Annotated in this window: 11 protein-coding genes; all 11 read left to right on the top strand. The window is 52.9% G+C overall.

Annotation, left to right across the window (positions count from 1 at the left end; all coding sequences use genetic code 11):
* Positions 1 to 276 precede the first annotated feature (276 nt).
* The 11 genes from MHH82_RS18800 (at position 277) to MHH82_RS18750 (ending at position 14,198) form a co-directional block, all read left to right on the top strand.
* Entirely contained in the window at positions 277 to 1,635 is a 1,359-nt protein-coding gene (locus tag MHH82_RS18800; RefSeq protein WP_340967340.1) for an MATE family efflux transporter, read from the top strand.
* A 196-nt stretch (positions 1,636 to 1,831) separates the two neighbouring features.
* Complete coding sequence (locus MHH82_RS18795) at positions 1,832 to 3,466, top strand: response regulator (RefSeq protein ID WP_340967337.1); 1,635 nt, start codon at positions 1,832 to 1,834, stop codon at positions 3,464 to 3,466.
* 7 nt (positions 3,467 to 3,473) lie between these two features.
* Positions 3,474 to 5,306: a cache domain-containing sensor histidine kinase gene (locus MHH82_RS18790; protein ID WP_340967335.1), complete on the top strand. Its 1,833-nt coding sequence runs from the start codon at positions 3,474 to 3,476 to the stop codon at positions 5,304 to 5,306.
* Positions 5,299 to 6,297 carry a substrate-binding domain-containing protein gene (locus MHH82_RS18785; protein ID WP_340967333.1) on the top strand — a complete coding sequence of 333 codons (999 nt, stop codon included), beginning with the start codon at positions 5,299 to 5,301 and terminating at the stop codon, positions 6,295 to 6,297. The genes MHH82_RS18790 and MHH82_RS18785 overlap by 8 nt, the downstream gene beginning before the upstream one ends.
* A gap of 199 nt (positions 6,298 to 6,496) precedes the next feature.
* Complete coding sequence (locus tag MHH82_RS18780; protein WP_374705882.1) at positions 6,497 to 7,522, top strand: galactose ABC transporter substrate-binding protein; 1,026 nt, start codon at positions 6,497 to 6,499, stop codon at positions 7,520 to 7,522.
* 117 nt (positions 7,523 to 7,639) lie between these two features.
* On the top strand, positions 7,640 to 9,178 hold the full coding sequence (locus MHH82_RS18775; protein WP_285857466.1) for a sugar ABC transporter ATP-binding protein: 1,539 nt from the start codon (positions 7,640 to 7,642) through the stop codon (positions 9,176 to 9,178).
* Positions 9,150 to 10,169 (top strand): galactose/methyl galactoside ABC transporter permease MglC, encoded by a 1,020-nt coding sequence (mglC, locus tag MHH82_RS18770; RefSeq protein ID WP_096774194.1) that lies wholly within the window; start codon positions 9,150 to 9,152, stop codon positions 10,167 to 10,169. Before MHH82_RS18775 ends, mglC begins: the two co-directional genes overlap by 29 nt.
* Before the next feature lie 183 nt (positions 10,170 to 10,352).
* Entirely contained in the window at positions 10,353 to 11,426 is a 1,074-nt protein-coding gene (locus MHH82_RS18765) for a Gfo/Idh/MocA family oxidoreductase (protein ID WP_096774193.1), read from the top strand.
* Positions 11,427 to 12,263, top strand: a complete 837-nt coding sequence (locus tag MHH82_RS18760) for a sugar phosphate isomerase/epimerase family protein (protein WP_340967324.1) — start codon at positions 11,427 to 11,429, stop codon at positions 12,261 to 12,263.
* A gap of 160 nt (positions 12,264 to 12,423) precedes the next feature.
* The gene (locus tag MHH82_RS18755; RefSeq protein ID WP_340967322.1) at positions 12,424 to 13,116 is read left to right on the top strand and encodes a response regulator transcription factor; all 693 of its coding nucleotides are present in this window, start codon (positions 12,424 to 12,426) and stop codon (positions 13,114 to 13,116) included.
* Positions 13,113 to 14,198, top strand: coding sequence for a sensor histidine kinase (locus MHH82_RS18750; RefSeq protein ID WP_340967320.1), 1,086 nt, complete (start codon positions 13,113 to 13,115; stop codon positions 14,196 to 14,198). The genes MHH82_RS18755 and MHH82_RS18750 overlap by 4 nt, the downstream gene beginning before the upstream one ends.
* Positions 14,199 to 14,216: the final 18 nt, after the last annotated feature.

The following is a 14,216-nucleotide window of genomic DNA, read 5'->3' as shown; positions in this document are numbered from 1 at the left end:
AAGGCCAACCGAAATGACCGGTTGGCCTTTTCAGTTATAGAGAAATCAGGGATCCAAATCGGGTACAGACTCTTCTAATGACGAGTACTTGCTTTTAGTTTTGATTTCGGGAATAAATAGGGAGAAATTTATGTTCTTTCATGATAAGATACACAAGAATACAAACGACCCTCACCCATTATAATGTTTCCATTCGATGCGATAAGCGCTGTTTGAAGCATAATATTTCAAATAAATCTCTAGAGGAACGTTTATTGACGGCATAGGAGAATCTACATGAGAGACATGACGCAAGGAAGTCCGATCAAGCTGATTATCATGTTTACCATCCCGCTTTTGATCGGTAATATTTTTCAACAATTTTACAACATGGCGGACACCCTTATCGTGGGACGTACCATTGGCGTGAACGCACTTGCAGCCGTTGGCTCGACAGGCAGCATTTTGTTTTTTGTCATCGGCTTTGCCCAGGGATTGACGGCTGGCTTGTCTATCATAACGGCACAGCGTTTTGGAGCTAAGGATATCGCAGGCGTCCGCAAAAGCGTGGGAACGAGTGTATGGATCAGTCTGGTGTTCACGGTATTCCTCACTATCGTGAGCGTTATATTTACGAGACCCGTCCTCGTCATGATGAACACCCCTGCCGAAATTTTGGATGATGCGTATTCGTATCTGATCGTCATTAACTGGGGCGTCGGCGCGGCCGTTCTGTTTAATTTGCTGGCTAACCTGCTCCGCGCTCTCGGCGACAGCCGGACGCCGCTTCTCTTCCTGGTCGTTGCAAGCATTCTGAACATCGTGCTCGACCTCTTATTCATTCTCGTATTTAAGATGGGAGTAGCCGGAGCCGGACTTGCCACGGTTGTATCGCAGCTGTTCTCCTGCCTGCTCTGTCTGATCTACATTCATAAGAAGGTCCCGCTCCTTCAATTCAAGAATGCCGACTGGTCCATCGATTGGAAATTTATTCGCCAGCATATGTGGGTAGGTTTTCCGATGGGCTTCCAAGCCTCCATTATCGCCATCGGAGCCATTATTCTGCAGATCACGCTAAACGGTCTCGGGGCATCAGCCGTTGCGGCTTATACCGCTGCACAGAAGATTGATATGCTCGCCACGCAGCCGATGAGTTCCTTCGGGATTACGATGGCGACTTTTGCCGCTCAGAACTTCGGAGCGAATCGCATAGACCGGATCAAACTGGGGGTTAAGCAGTGTATTTGGCTCTCGGGATCATTCAGCATCGCCGTGGGCCTGCTGGTTATATTCGCGGGTCCTGCCGCCGTCAGCCTTTTTGTGGGTCAAGGCCAAGAGGAATTGCTGTCGCTCAGCAGGCTGTATTTCTTATCGAACGGCAGCACCTATCTGCTTCTTTCGCTGCTCTTCATCTACCGCTTCACGCTTCAGGGGCTTGGTCAGAGCTTAATTCCCACTGTGGCGGGCATCATGGAGCTGATCATGCGGGTACTGGCTGCTATCTTCCTGACCGCGCAGATCGGCTTCCTCGGTGCAAGCCTGGCAAATCCGCTGGCTTGGCTGGGCGCCGTCATCCCGCTCGGCATCGCTTACTATCTGAGCATCAAGAGGTTGAGCACGCCGGTAAAACCCGTCTCCGTACCCGTTCAGGCGTAAGGAATGCTGCACAATCGATTTCGGAACGAATCATGACTCCAGGAACAGGGAAGCGCTGTTTCGCTGGAGTCGTGCATTCGTTCTTTTTTTTGTTGCAAAAAACATAATGTGGAAGATTCCCAATTTTGGCGCGGCGAGGTAAGATCACTATAGATTCAGTTTGCAACCGAACAGGACAGAAACGGGAGGGGTCGCATTGTATAAAGTGCTGTTAGTGGATGATGAAGCCGATGTGAGAGAAGGCCTCGTTCAGGAAATCCAATGGGAAGCCTGCGGATTCGAGATCAAGGGGACGGCGGAGAACGGAAGAGAGGCCGTGGAGGCTGCGGAGCGGTTGGAGCCGGATGTCGTTATTACCGATATCAGTATGCCTTTTCAGGATGGGCTGCAGCTGGCCTCATGGCTAAGGGAGCATCAGCCGCTGTGCAAAATCGTGATTTTGACCGGCTATGACGAATTTGATTACGCCCGCCAAGCGATTACGCTCAGCGTGGATGAGTATTTGCTCAAGCCGTTCTCTGCCGAAAGCTTCATGGAGTTATTAGGCAAGATCAAGGACAAAATCGATATGGAGGTGGCGGAGCGTGAGGACGTTCGCCAATTGAAGGAGCATTACCGGACAAGCCTGCCTTTGCTTCGGGAATCGTTCCTGGCTTCGCTGTTAACCCGAAAATTGCCCCGCTCCATCATTGAGGAGAAAACTCGGAATTACGGCCTTCCGCTGAACGGCGCCTGTTATCTCGTCGCGGTGATGGCTTTATATCCGGCGGCTGAGCATAAGGAGAGTGCTCCATCAAGCTCCCTGCGGCATTCCGGCGATATGGACTTGATGCTGCACGCCATGCTGAACATTGCGAAAGAGCTGATGGATCCCCTTTCTTTTGGAAGCGCATTCATATATCAGGATAGCATCGTGTTCTTGATTACGAATGACGGCTGCGAGGACGAGTCGTGGTTTGGCGACCTGCAGGTCGCACTGGATCGTTTGCTCAAAAGCATTCTTCACTATCTGAAGCTGCCGGTTACGATCGGCGTGGGTTCCAGGGTCCGGACTCTGTCTGATCTTAAGCACTCCTACCAGGATGCGCTGCTGTCGCTGGACTACCGGCTGATTCTCGGTGCCGAGAAAGTCATCTTCATCGATGACGTGGAGAGTCCGAGGCAGGAAGGGGTCCGCCTGGACGAATTGCAGGAGCAAGCGCTGATCCGCAATCTTAAGCTCGGAACCGCGGAGGAATTAAGTGAAGCGATTACGCACATATTCGATGAGCTGATCGGAGCATCCTGCACGATTCAAGAGGTTCAGATCTATCTCCTGGAAGTCGTAACGGCCATACTTCGAACGGCTAAAGAATCCGGGATCGAGCTTGAGGAGATGTTTGGAGCGGGGTATCAGCTGCATGCCGAGATCTTCAAGTTTTCCGGACTACAGGAGGCTAAAGCTTGGCTTCAGGATGTCAGTTTGGCCATCCGCAAGCAAATCTCCAGCTCTAGGCAGCATGCCTATAAAGACATCGTGGAGAAAGCGCTCCAATACACGCGGGAGCATTACGGCGACCCGGATATATCGCTGCAGAAGCTGTGCATGCACCTGCATATCAGCACAGGCTATTTTAGCGGCGTTTTCAAAAAAGAGCTCAAAATGACCTATGTGCAGTACTTAATGCAGCTGCGGATGGAAACGGCCAAGGAGCTTTTACGATCCACCGACCTGAAGGCTTTCGAAATCGCGGAGCGCGTCGGGTTTGCCGATCCGAATTATTTCAGCTTCTGCTTCAAGAAGCAGGTCGGCGTTTCGCCTAAGGAATATCGGGCACAAGCGAGGGGGTAGGGCATCGATGAAAATCACGTATACGAAGCGATACTCGGTCCTACCTTTTGTTCAACGATGGGTTAAGCGATTCCGGGCGCACAGCATTCAATCCATCATCATGTGGTCCTTCTCGGCGTTCATTCTGCTCATTGTGATCGTGGTAGCCGTACTGCTCTTCAATAAATTCTCGCGATCGGCAGAGCAAAGCGTATTCCTGAATGCCCAGCAAATCGTGGACCAGGTTAGCTATAATCTCGAGGATTACGTGGACGGGATGGCGCAGCTGTATCGGGCGATCGAGGAAAATATGCTGGCAGACGGGCAGTGGGACGATGAACAGGTGACAAAACAGCTCGATACGATCATGCGAAGCCGAGATGACATCGTCTCCATCGCTTTGTTTAATGATCAGGGCGACATGCTGCGGAACCATCCGGCCATTCCGGTCAAGCCCAGCGCCAAGGTGACGGAGCAGAGCTGGTTTCACTCGGCCATGAGAGTCTCCGACCATCTGAGCTTCTCGCTGCCCCATGTTCAGAATTTATACGACCAAACGTTTGAATGGGTCGTCACGATGAGCAAAGGCATTACGGTCGTTCATGACGGGGAGCCGATGTACGTCATTCTGCTGGTGGATATCAACTTCAAGAAGATCGACGAGCTGAGCAGCCGCATCAGTCTGGGGAAGCGCGGGTATGCGTACATCATTGACGAAGGAGCGGGAAATATCGTGTACCATCCACAGCAGCAATTAATCTACATGGGGCTTCGGAATGAGAGCGTTGAGCGGGCGCTGACCTCCTCGGAGAGCTACATTGATGAATCGGATGGGGTCAAGCGGCTCAATACGGTCAAATCGGTCGTCAACATAGGCTGGAAAATCGTGGGCGTATCCTATTTGGATGAGATCATGACCACAAGGGAAGAGGTCAACCGTTATTTGGTCCGGGTGGTTGCCATTGTCTTGGTGCTGGCCATCGCGGTATCCCTGATTCTTTCGGCCATGCTCACCCGGCCCATCCGCCGCATGGGCAGAACGATGAAAGCCGTGGAACGGGGCGATTTCGACGTGGAGCTCCCGTTGCAGGGGCCGCTTGAAGTAGTGCAGCTGTCCAGCCGTTTCAACCTGATGCTGAATAAGATCCGGCAGCTCATGAAACAGATTGTGAAGGAGCAGGAATCGAAGCGTAAATATGAGCTGGAAGCCTTGCAGGCCCAGATCAACCCTCATTTTTTGTACAACACCCTGAATTCGGTTGTTCGCATGGTAGGAATGAGCAAGAAGGAGGAGGTCATTACGATGATTACTTCCTTGTCGAAGCTGTTTCGCTTGAGCTTGAGCAAAGGGAAGACATCGATAAGCGTCCGGGAAGAGCTGGAGCACGCACGGCATTATTTGACCATACAACAGATGAGATATAAACAGAAATTCGATTTTGCGATCGAAGCGGACGAAGCCGCGCTATCCTGTTACACCCTCAAGCTGGTGCTTCAGCCCTTAATCGAGAATGCCATCGTGCACGGCATCGAGTATATGGTGGATCAGGGGCATATTCGCATAGGGGCAGCCGTAAAAGGCGAATGGTTGGAAATGACGGTTACGGATAACGGGGTTGGGATGACACCCGAGATGGTTGAAGGGATCTTGGACGCTAAAGAGACGCCTCATAACCCTGTTCAATTTATCAATACGGCCGGTTCCGGCGTGGCCGTTCGAAATGTTCATGACCGAATTCGTCTATATTACGGCAAACGGTACGGGCTGGAATTCGAGAGCGAGCAGGAGGCGGGCACTACCGTTCGCATACGGATTCCGGTCATTCACGATATGGACGAGGAGGGACGCGAGCATGATTAGAACTTTTCGGCCGCTGCGGTTACCGATTGGACCTAGGGGCTTTTTCGCTGCACTCGTCGCTGTCCTGATCCTCTTAACATCGTGTTCATCCGATACGGACCCGGATGAGGAGCCCGAGCTTCAACATATTGCCCTTGTGGCTCCCGTACACGCCGAAGAGCAGGGAGATGCGATCCGTTTAGGCGCCGAAGCGGCCGCCAAGGAAAACGGATTGGCGCTCGATTATGTTTCCCTGGAGCCTAGCGACGATGAGGCGGAGCAGCTGCAGGCCGCTTTGAAGATGTTGGAGAAGGGCGCCTCCGCAATCTTGATCGACCCGGCATCGGAGGCAGTGCTGCAGGAATTAGGCGATAAGGCAGCGGCAGCGGGTACCCCCGTGATTGCATTGAATGATGAACGAATGACCACAGGCATCTTATCCGCGATCGCGATCAATAATGAAGCTGCCGGACGCAAGGCGGGCGAGCAGCTGGCCGACTTGCTTGAAGGTCGGGGTACAGTAGCCATCCTGCGTTCCGACAGGGAGGACCCCGACTTGATCGCCCGCGAAGAGGGAGCCAAACGGGTATGGTCAGATATCGGCGGAATTGAAATAGCGGGCGGCGCGGCTTGCGGCAAACGCGAGGATGCATGCTGGCAGGCCGCCAAACAGCTGCTGGATCAGGGCGCCGTCGACGGAATTCTGGCACTCGATATCCAGGCTTCCTTGGGAGCGGCTAAAGAAGTCGCAAGGCGGAAGGTTCAAGGTGAGATCAAGATTGTCACCTTCGGCAGCGATCTGGGACAGCTTCAGCTTCTTCAGGATGGCGTCCTTCATAAACTCGTGGTACAGAACGGCTTCAGCACGGGCTACTTGGGCGTAGAGCAGGCTGTGAAGGTCATGGACGGTTCGAGATATGATAAGCCGATCGTGCTTGAGACCAAGGTGATTGATGCCGACAATATGTTCTGGATGGATAATCAGAAGGTGCTGTTTCCATTTGTGAAGTAAGGAAGTCACATAAGCAAACCGATAAAGTGATGAGAATTTTGCTAGAAATCAGGAGGATTTTGAATTCGAATATCAGGGTCATTCCGGCATAATGGCGGTAGTCAGTGAGATACGGCTTCGGAGTGCCGCAGCCAGCACTGAAATATCGAATGAATCAGGGAGGTCAACCCAAGTGAAGAAAAAATGGCTGTTTGTCCTTATGGCAGGCATGATGCTCACCACGGCGGCATGCAACAACGGCGGGAGCAGTTCAACCGGCAGCGATAGCACGGGCGGCGACGCGGCAGGCGGCAGCACGCCTCAAGTCGGGGTGGCGATTTACAAGTTCGACGATACCTTTATGACAGGCGTTCGAAATGCGATGTCCGATGCAGCGAATGGCGTAGCCAAACTGGATATCGTGGATAGTCAAAATGCGCAGCCGACCCAGAATGAGAAAATTGATCTGTTTATCTCGAAAAAATACAGCTCCATGATTATCAACCCCGTGGATCGCACGGCAGCGGGCGTCATTATCGACAAGGCGAAAACCGCCAATACGCCGGTGGTTTTCCTGAATCGGGAGCCGATCGCGGAAGACATGAACAAATGGGATAAGGTTTATTACGTAGGGGCGAAGGCGGAGGAATCCGGCACGATCTCCGGACAGCTGATCGTCGATTATTGGAAAGCGAATCCGAAGGCAGACAAGAACGGGGACGGCAAACTGCAGTATGTGCTGCTGCAGGGGGAGCCGGGCCATCAGGATGCCGAGCTGCGGACCAAATTCTCCGTTCAGGCGATTCAAGACGCCGGCATTGAAGTGGAAGCGCTTGCGGTGGATACCGCCATGTGGGACCGCGTGAAAGGACAGGAGAAGATGCAAACCTTCCTCGCGTCCCATGGCGACAAGATTGAAGCGGTGCTGGCCAACAATGACGATATGGCGCTCGGAGCGATTGAGGCATTGAAAGCGGCAGGTTACTTCAGTGGCGACAAGTACATGCCGGTCGTGGGCGTCGATGCGACGGCTCCCGCCGTCCAGGCGCTGGAAGACGGAACCCTTCTCGGAACCGTGCTTAACGACGCCAAGAGCCAGGGCAAAGCTTCCGTTGCCATTGCGGCCGCGCTTTCCAAAGGGGAAACGCCGAACAAGGAGAATACCGGCTTTGATATAACCGACGGTAAATACGTGTGGATCGCCTACAAAAAAATAACGAAGGACAATATCGCCGACGCGAAATAATGGCAGGGTTATAAGAAGGGGCAGCGGCTCATCGTAGCGTTGTCCCTTTATATTGGACTCTTTTGGCCCGGAAAAGCGAAGGAGGTATTCAAAGTGGCGGAATCGTATGTGCTGGAGATGCGGAATATATCGAAGGCGTTTCCAGGCGTTCAGGCATTAAGCGACGTAACGTTCAAGGTAAGACCCGGAACCGTGCATGCGCTCATGGGCGAGAACGGAGCCGGCAAATCAACGCTGATGAAATGTTTGTTCGGCATCTACAAGCCTGATGAAGGCGACATTTACTTAAACGGCGACAAGGTCGCCATCAACAGCTCCAAGGATGCATTAAATCACGGAATATCCATGATTCATCAGGAGCTTCATCCCGTGCCGCACCGCAATGTGATGGAGAATATATGGCTGGGAAGATTTCCGATGACGGGCTTCTGGCCCTTGAAATTCGTGAACGAGAAACAGATGGCAGCGGACACGCTCCGGCTGTTACGCGAGCTTGATATCGATATTGATCCCAGAGCAAGGACAGGAGCGCTTTCTGTGTCCAAGATCCAATCGCTTGAGATTGTCAAAGCGGTGTCCTATCAATCCAAAGTGATCGTAATGGACGAACCTACCTCATCTCTGACCGGGAACGAGGTGGAGCATCTGTTCAGCATCATGAACAGGCTGCGGTCGCAGGGCGTGTCCATCGTCTACATCTCGCACAAAATGGAAGAAATTCTGCGCATATCCGATGATGTCACGATCATGCGGGACGGGAAGTACGTGGGAACCTGGCAGGCAGGAGAATTGACGACCGATTTGATCATTACCCGTATGGTGGGGCGGGATTTGACGGAGCGCTATCCTGAACGGACGAACATTCCGGGCGAAACCCGGATGCAGGTCCGCCAATTAAGCTCCACTAATCCGAACTCGTTTCAGAATGTATCCTTCGAGCTGAGAAAGGGCGAGATTCTGGGCATTGGCGGCCTTGTCGGCGCTCAGCGCACGGAATTGGTTGAGGCTCTCTTCGGGCTTCGTCCGGTGGCCTCCGGAACCATATCGATTAACGGGAAACCAGTGAAGATCAAGTCGCCTTCCGATGCGAAGAAAAACAACATGGCACTGCTGACGGAGGAGCGTAGAGTCACCGGCATATTCCCGGTACTCTCGGTCTACGAGAATACGGTCATTGCCAATCTTCGAAGGTATCAGAATTGGGCGTTCCTGCTGAATGAACGCAGAGGCATCGAGGATGCGCGAACGAACGTGGAGAAGCTGAGAACCAAGACGCCGTCGGTCAATACCCAGATTCGAAATCTGTCGGGCGGGAACCAGCAGAAGGTGCTGCTGGCGAGATGGCTGCTTACGGAGCCCGAGATCCTGCTGCTGGATGAGCCGACCCGCGGGATCGATGTGGGTGCCAAATTCGAGATTTATTCCATCATTACGCAGCTGGCGACGCAAGGGAAGAGCATCATTATGATTTCCTCCGAAATGCCCGAGCTGCTCGGAATGTCCGACCGGATCATGGTGATGAGCGAAGGGCGGATGACGGGAATTCTGGAAGGGCAGGAAGCAAGCGAAGAGGAAATCATGCGGCTGGCCGCACAGCAGCGGTCGGCCGATCCGGGAGGGGAAGTCGATGAATACGCAAGCCATCGTCAAGGTTAAAGATTATTTGGCGCAGCGCGCCATATTCGTAGTATTGATACTGCTCGTCATCGGGATTGCCGTCGCAGATCCCAACTTTCTGGCCTTTTCCACATTGCGGGATATCCTGCAGCAATCCTCGACCAGATTGATCATCGCGCTGGGAGCGGCATTCATTCTGATCACTGGCGGGGTAGACCTTTCCGCAGGTCGCGTCGTAGGCTTAACCGCGGTCGTATCGGCTTCGATGCTGCAAACGGAGGTTTATGCGAACCGCTTTTTCCCGGATTTGCCCCAGGTATCGGTTCTATTGCCGATCCTGATCGGTATCGTAGCGGGGCTTGTCGTCGGTCTAATCAATGGCTTCATTGTTGCCAAGCTGCATGTGCCGCCGTTCATAGCGACGCTCGGTACGATGGTCGGGATCTACGGCGTCAATTCCATCTATTTTGATATGGAGCCGAACCAGTCCCAACCGATCGGCGGCTTACGACCGGATTTTACCGTGTGGGGCAGCGGCTACATCGACTTCGGCGGCGGTTACTCACTCCCTTACATCGTCATCATCGCTATCTTTGTTGCGTTCATCTGCTGGGTCATCTTCAACAAGACCCGGCTCGGCAAAAATATGTATGCCATTGGCGGCAACGTGCAAGCTGCGCATGTATCGGGGATCAATGTCGCTCGCAATCTCATCGCGATCTACGCTATTTCCGGTGCACTGTACGGCATCGCCGGCGTGCTGGAGGCTGCAAGAACCGGTGGTGCGACCAACAACTATGGCAACATGTATGAACTTGATGCGATAGCGGCATGCGTGGTCGGAGGCGTATCCACGGCTGGCGGCATCGGCACGGTGCCCGGCGTGATGGCCGGGGTTCTGATCTTCGGCGTTATCAATTACGGGTTAACCTTTATCGGCGTCAGTCCCTATTGGCAATTGATCATCAAAGGGCTTATTATCGTGGCAGCGGTAGCATTTGACATTCGCAAATACATGGCAAAAAAATAAGAGGGAATGCAGCCGCAGGAGTATATCCTGCGGCTTTTGCCATAGATTATAGAATTTATTAGTTTTCAGCGGAGCTGAACAATTCAATAATCGCAAGAAAAACTTCCTCTAACCGCGGTCCGTTTCTGAGAAAGTACGTCGATCGGCGTTTTTTCTAAATCATCAACTACAGGAGGTGCTGTCATGGCCGAGAATAGAACGACATTGAATGCAGCCGTGCTGGGCTGCGGCCCCATATCGCAGTACGGACACTTCGAAGCTTGCCGGAGGGCGCGCAATGCACGCCTTTATGCGATATGCGACGTAGCGGAGGATTTGCTGAACCGCATGGCCGAAATCCATCAGCCGGTACGAACCTACAAGGATTATGACAAGATGCTGGCAGATCCCGAGGTGGAAGCTGTCATCATTGGCATCGCGGATCAATTTCACGTGAAAGCCGCCCTTAAAGCCATCGAGGCAGGTAAACATGTTCTCGTGGAGAAGCCGCTTGGCGTCACCGTAGAAGAGTGTGAGGAATTGCAGCGGAGAGCAAGGGATTCCGGTTGTGTTGTCCAAATCGGAAACATGAAACGCTTTGATCCCGGCATCGCTTATGCTAAACGGTTTATTGAGCAAGAGATGGGGGAGATGCTGGCCCTGAAAGCATGGTACTGCGATTCCACCTACCGGTATACGGTCACCGAAAACGTGCAGCCGTTGGTGCGGCTTAGTCCGAATGCCCTGAGGCCGGAAGGTAATCCGAAGCTCGATAAGCTGCGTTATTACATGCTGACGCATGGCAGCCATCTGGTGGATACGGCCCGCTTTTTAGGGGGGGACCTGGTGAGCGTGACGGCATGGAATACGCAGAAATTCGGCGCATATAACTGGTTCGTCACGGTTCAGTTTGCATCGGGCGCTGTAGGGCATCTGGATCTTACGGTCGCCGTCCGGATGGACTGGCATGAAGGCTTTCAAATTTACGGTGAACACGGAAGCGTTGTTGGCAAGACATACAATCCGTGGCTCTTCAAGTCAAGCGACGTCGAGGTGTTCTCCTCGCGCGACGGTTGTTATCACAGGCCGCTAGGCGAAGATGCGCATTTCTTCAAGCTGCAGGTTGAAGGCTTCGCGGATACGATTCTGGAGCAGGCACCCATGCGAGGAGCCAATCTGGATGACGGAGTAGCAGCCATGCGCGCGATGGCGGCGATCGCCAGATCCGTTGAGAGCGGCAAGACGGTAAAGCTGGCTGAAGTATCGGGAGGCGTATGAATGATGAAATTGGGCATATTCTCCAAGACGTTTGAGAGGCCGACACTGGAAGAAAACTTGGACGCTGTCATAGCAACCGGATTGGAGGTCATCCAGTTCAATCTTACCTGCGCCGCTCTTCCGTCGCTGCCGGAGGCCGTCGATCTGGGGACCGCGGCACATATACAAGCTGCGTGCGAGAATCGGCATCTTCATATGGCGGCCGTATCCGGGACCTTTAATATGATCCACCCCGATCAGGAGAAACGGCAGCATGACATTCGCCGGTTTCGCCATTTGGCAGCGATGTGCCATTTCATGGGGACGTCGGTCATTACCCTGTGCACAGGGACGAGGGATCCAATCGATATGTGGAGAAGACATCCGGACAACGATTCGCCGGAAGCATGGGATGATCTGCTGATCACCATGCAGGCACTGGTGAATATAGCAGAGGAATTCGGGCTCGAGCTGGCCGTTGAACCGGAGCCGGCCAATGTGATCAGCGATGCCGTTAAAGCCAGACAGCTGCTGGATACGATGCGTACTCCGCGGTTGAAGGTGGTACTGGATGCAGCGAATTTGTTCAACCCGAACGACGGTAAGCCTTTGACTGATGTAGTAGATCAAGCGCTGTCACTGCTCGGTGAACATGTTATTATCGCTCATGCCAAGGATTATTCGACTGTAGATGGATTCCGGTACAGGGCTGCCGGTACCGGAGAACTGGATTATGAAGCATACATTCAGCTCCTGCGCGCTTATCGTTTTAACGGGCCGCTGATTCTTCATGGCTTGCATGAAAGCCAGGTGCCGCAAAGCGTCTCTTATCTGAAGTCTCTTATAAATGCCACGTGATAAAACGAAATGCATTAGTATACCATGAAGCCCAACAATCTCATGGGCTTCATGGACCATCTTGTTCATCCTCATGGAATCTTCACAAGTTTCAGTTACAATGGAGACTTATGTTACAGTTGACTTGTACTGATGAAGGATTCTATAAGGAGATACCGGAATGAAAACCATATTAATCGTGGATGATGAACCGAATATTCGAGAAGTTCTTGTATCTTATTTGAACAAAGAACGTTACTTGACGCTGGAAGCGGCGAACGGTGCCGAGGCATTCGATTGCCTGCGAGGACAAGCCGTGGACCTTGTCCTATTGGACCTCATGCTGCCGGATATGGACGGTGAACGGATATGCAAGGAAATTCGAACGTTTAGCTCGGTCCCCATCGTGATGTTAACGGCTAAGGTGGCTCAGAGCAGCCGGATCGGCGGATTTGCGATCGGAGCCGATGATTACATCGTGAAGCCGTTCGACCCTCGGGAAGTCGTGGCAAGGGTCAAGGCTGTCTTGAGGCGGGGGGATGACAGCAAGCTGCTCGCGGACGTCATTGTGTATGATGGAGGCGCATTGGTCATCCATTCCATGAAGCATGAGGTCACCAGCCATGGACAAATCGTGAATTTGACGCCGAGCGAATATAAACTGCTGCTGCTGTTGGCCAAATACCCGCAGCGGAACTTCTCTCGCGAGGAACTGGTCGACCGGGTATTAGGCTACGATTTTATCGGCGACATCCGCATCATCGATCAGCATATAAAGAATCTGCGTCAAAAGATTGAATCCGACCCAAAGCAGCCGAAATATATCCTCACCGTTTACGGATTCGGCTATCGCTTCGGAGGTGACGGGGCTTGAAGCATCGGCTTGACCTGAGGCTCGCCGCCATCATTATCAGCATCACGGCAGGGATCCTGATCGTGTTTACCGTGATCAACATCGTGACGAACCATTACCATATCGCGATGTACCAGCAGCAGTCCAGCGGACACAGCGGAATGGATGAGCTGAACTATCATCTGGAGCAGGCGCAGATGCAATCGATTATCTTAACCTGCCTGTTATCGATTGCCATAGCCTCCATAATAGGAATCTATGTAGCAAGAAGGATATCGGCTCCCCTCGTCCAGATGAAGAGGGCGGCAGAAATGATGACGCAGGGAAATTGGGATATCCGCGTGGCAGCCGGAGGGTACGATGAAATTGCGGGGCTTGGTGCTTCGCTGAATGAGCTTGCAGTACAGCTGCAGAAACAGGAGTTGCTTCGCAGGAACATGACGCAGGATATCGCGCATGAGCTCCGAACGCCGCTAACCACCTTAAAGAGTCACACCCGTGCACTCGAGGACGGGGTATGGGAGCCGACTGCAGACCGTTTCCGCACCTGCTTGGATGAAATCGACCGTTTGATTCAGCTCGTCACGGAGCTGGAGGAGCTGCACGATATGGAATCCCCGGAGTTTCAGCTGTCCCGGTCCGAGCAGGACCTGAGCCATATTATGGAGAGAGCCGTCACGTTGGCGAAGGCGATGTATCATGAAAAAGAAGTGAGTTTGCAATATGCCGGCAGTTCGTCGATCGCAGTCGAGGTGGATCCAGACCGGATGCACCAGATTCTGATCAATGTGTTAAGCAATGCCTTGCACTACACCCCGTCCGGCGGTACGGTGCAAGCCGATCTCGTGGACGAAGGGGCCGATGCCCTGATTCGAATTCGGGATTCGGGACAGGGCATCTCCCAATCCGATCTGCCGTATATATTCGAAAGGCTGTATCGGGGCGATAAGTCGAGGAATCGGTTAAGCGGCGGAAGCGGAATGGGGCTGACCATCGTCAAGCAGCTGGTTTCCGCTCATGGCGGTCACGTGTGGGCCGAAAGCGGAGATGAGCATGTTGGCGGCAGCTGCTTCTATATTCGGATTCCGAAAAAGAATGAATAAACACGACAAAAAACCGGA

The organism is Bacillus sp. FSL K6-6540, assembly GCF_038007545.1.
This window is presented reverse-complemented; position numbering and strand designations above follow the sequence as displayed.

What these genes read in the sequence shown, in the direction of transcription:
- MHH82_RS18780 (WP_374705882.1), top strand. Translation starts at nt 6,497, where the DNA reads ATGGCAGGCATGATGCTCACCACGGCGGCATGCAACAACGGCGGGAGC.
- mglC (WP_096774194.1), top strand. Translation starts at nt 9,150, where the DNA reads ATGAATACGCAAGCCATCGTCAAGGTTAAAGATTATTTGGCGCAGCGC.
- MHH82_RS18760 (WP_340967324.1), top strand. Translation starts at nt 11,427, where the DNA reads ATGATGAAATTGGGCATATTCTCCAAGACGTTTGAGAGGCCGACACTG.
- MHH82_RS18800 (WP_340967340.1), top strand. Translation starts at nt 277, where the DNA reads ATGAGAGACATGACGCAAGGAAGTCCGATCAAGCTGATTATCATGTTT.
- MHH82_RS18785 (WP_340967333.1), top strand. Translation starts at nt 5,299, where the DNA reads ATGATTAGAACTTTTCGGCCGCTGCGGTTACCGATTGGACCTAGGGGC.
- MHH82_RS18790 (WP_340967335.1), top strand. Translation starts at nt 3,474, where the DNA reads ATGAAAATCACGTATACGAAGCGATACTCGGTCCTACCTTTTGTTCAA.
- MHH82_RS18765 (WP_096774193.1), top strand. Translation starts at nt 10,353, where the DNA reads ATGGCCGAGAATAGAACGACATTGAATGCAGCCGTGCTGGGCTGCGGC.
- MHH82_RS18755 (WP_340967322.1), top strand. Translation starts at nt 12,424, where the DNA reads ATGAAAACCATATTAATCGTGGATGATGAACCGAATATTCGAGAAGTT.
- MHH82_RS18775 (WP_285857466.1), top strand. Translation starts at nt 7,640, where the DNA reads ATGCGGAATATATCGAAGGCGTTTCCAGGCGTTCAGGCATTAAGCGAC.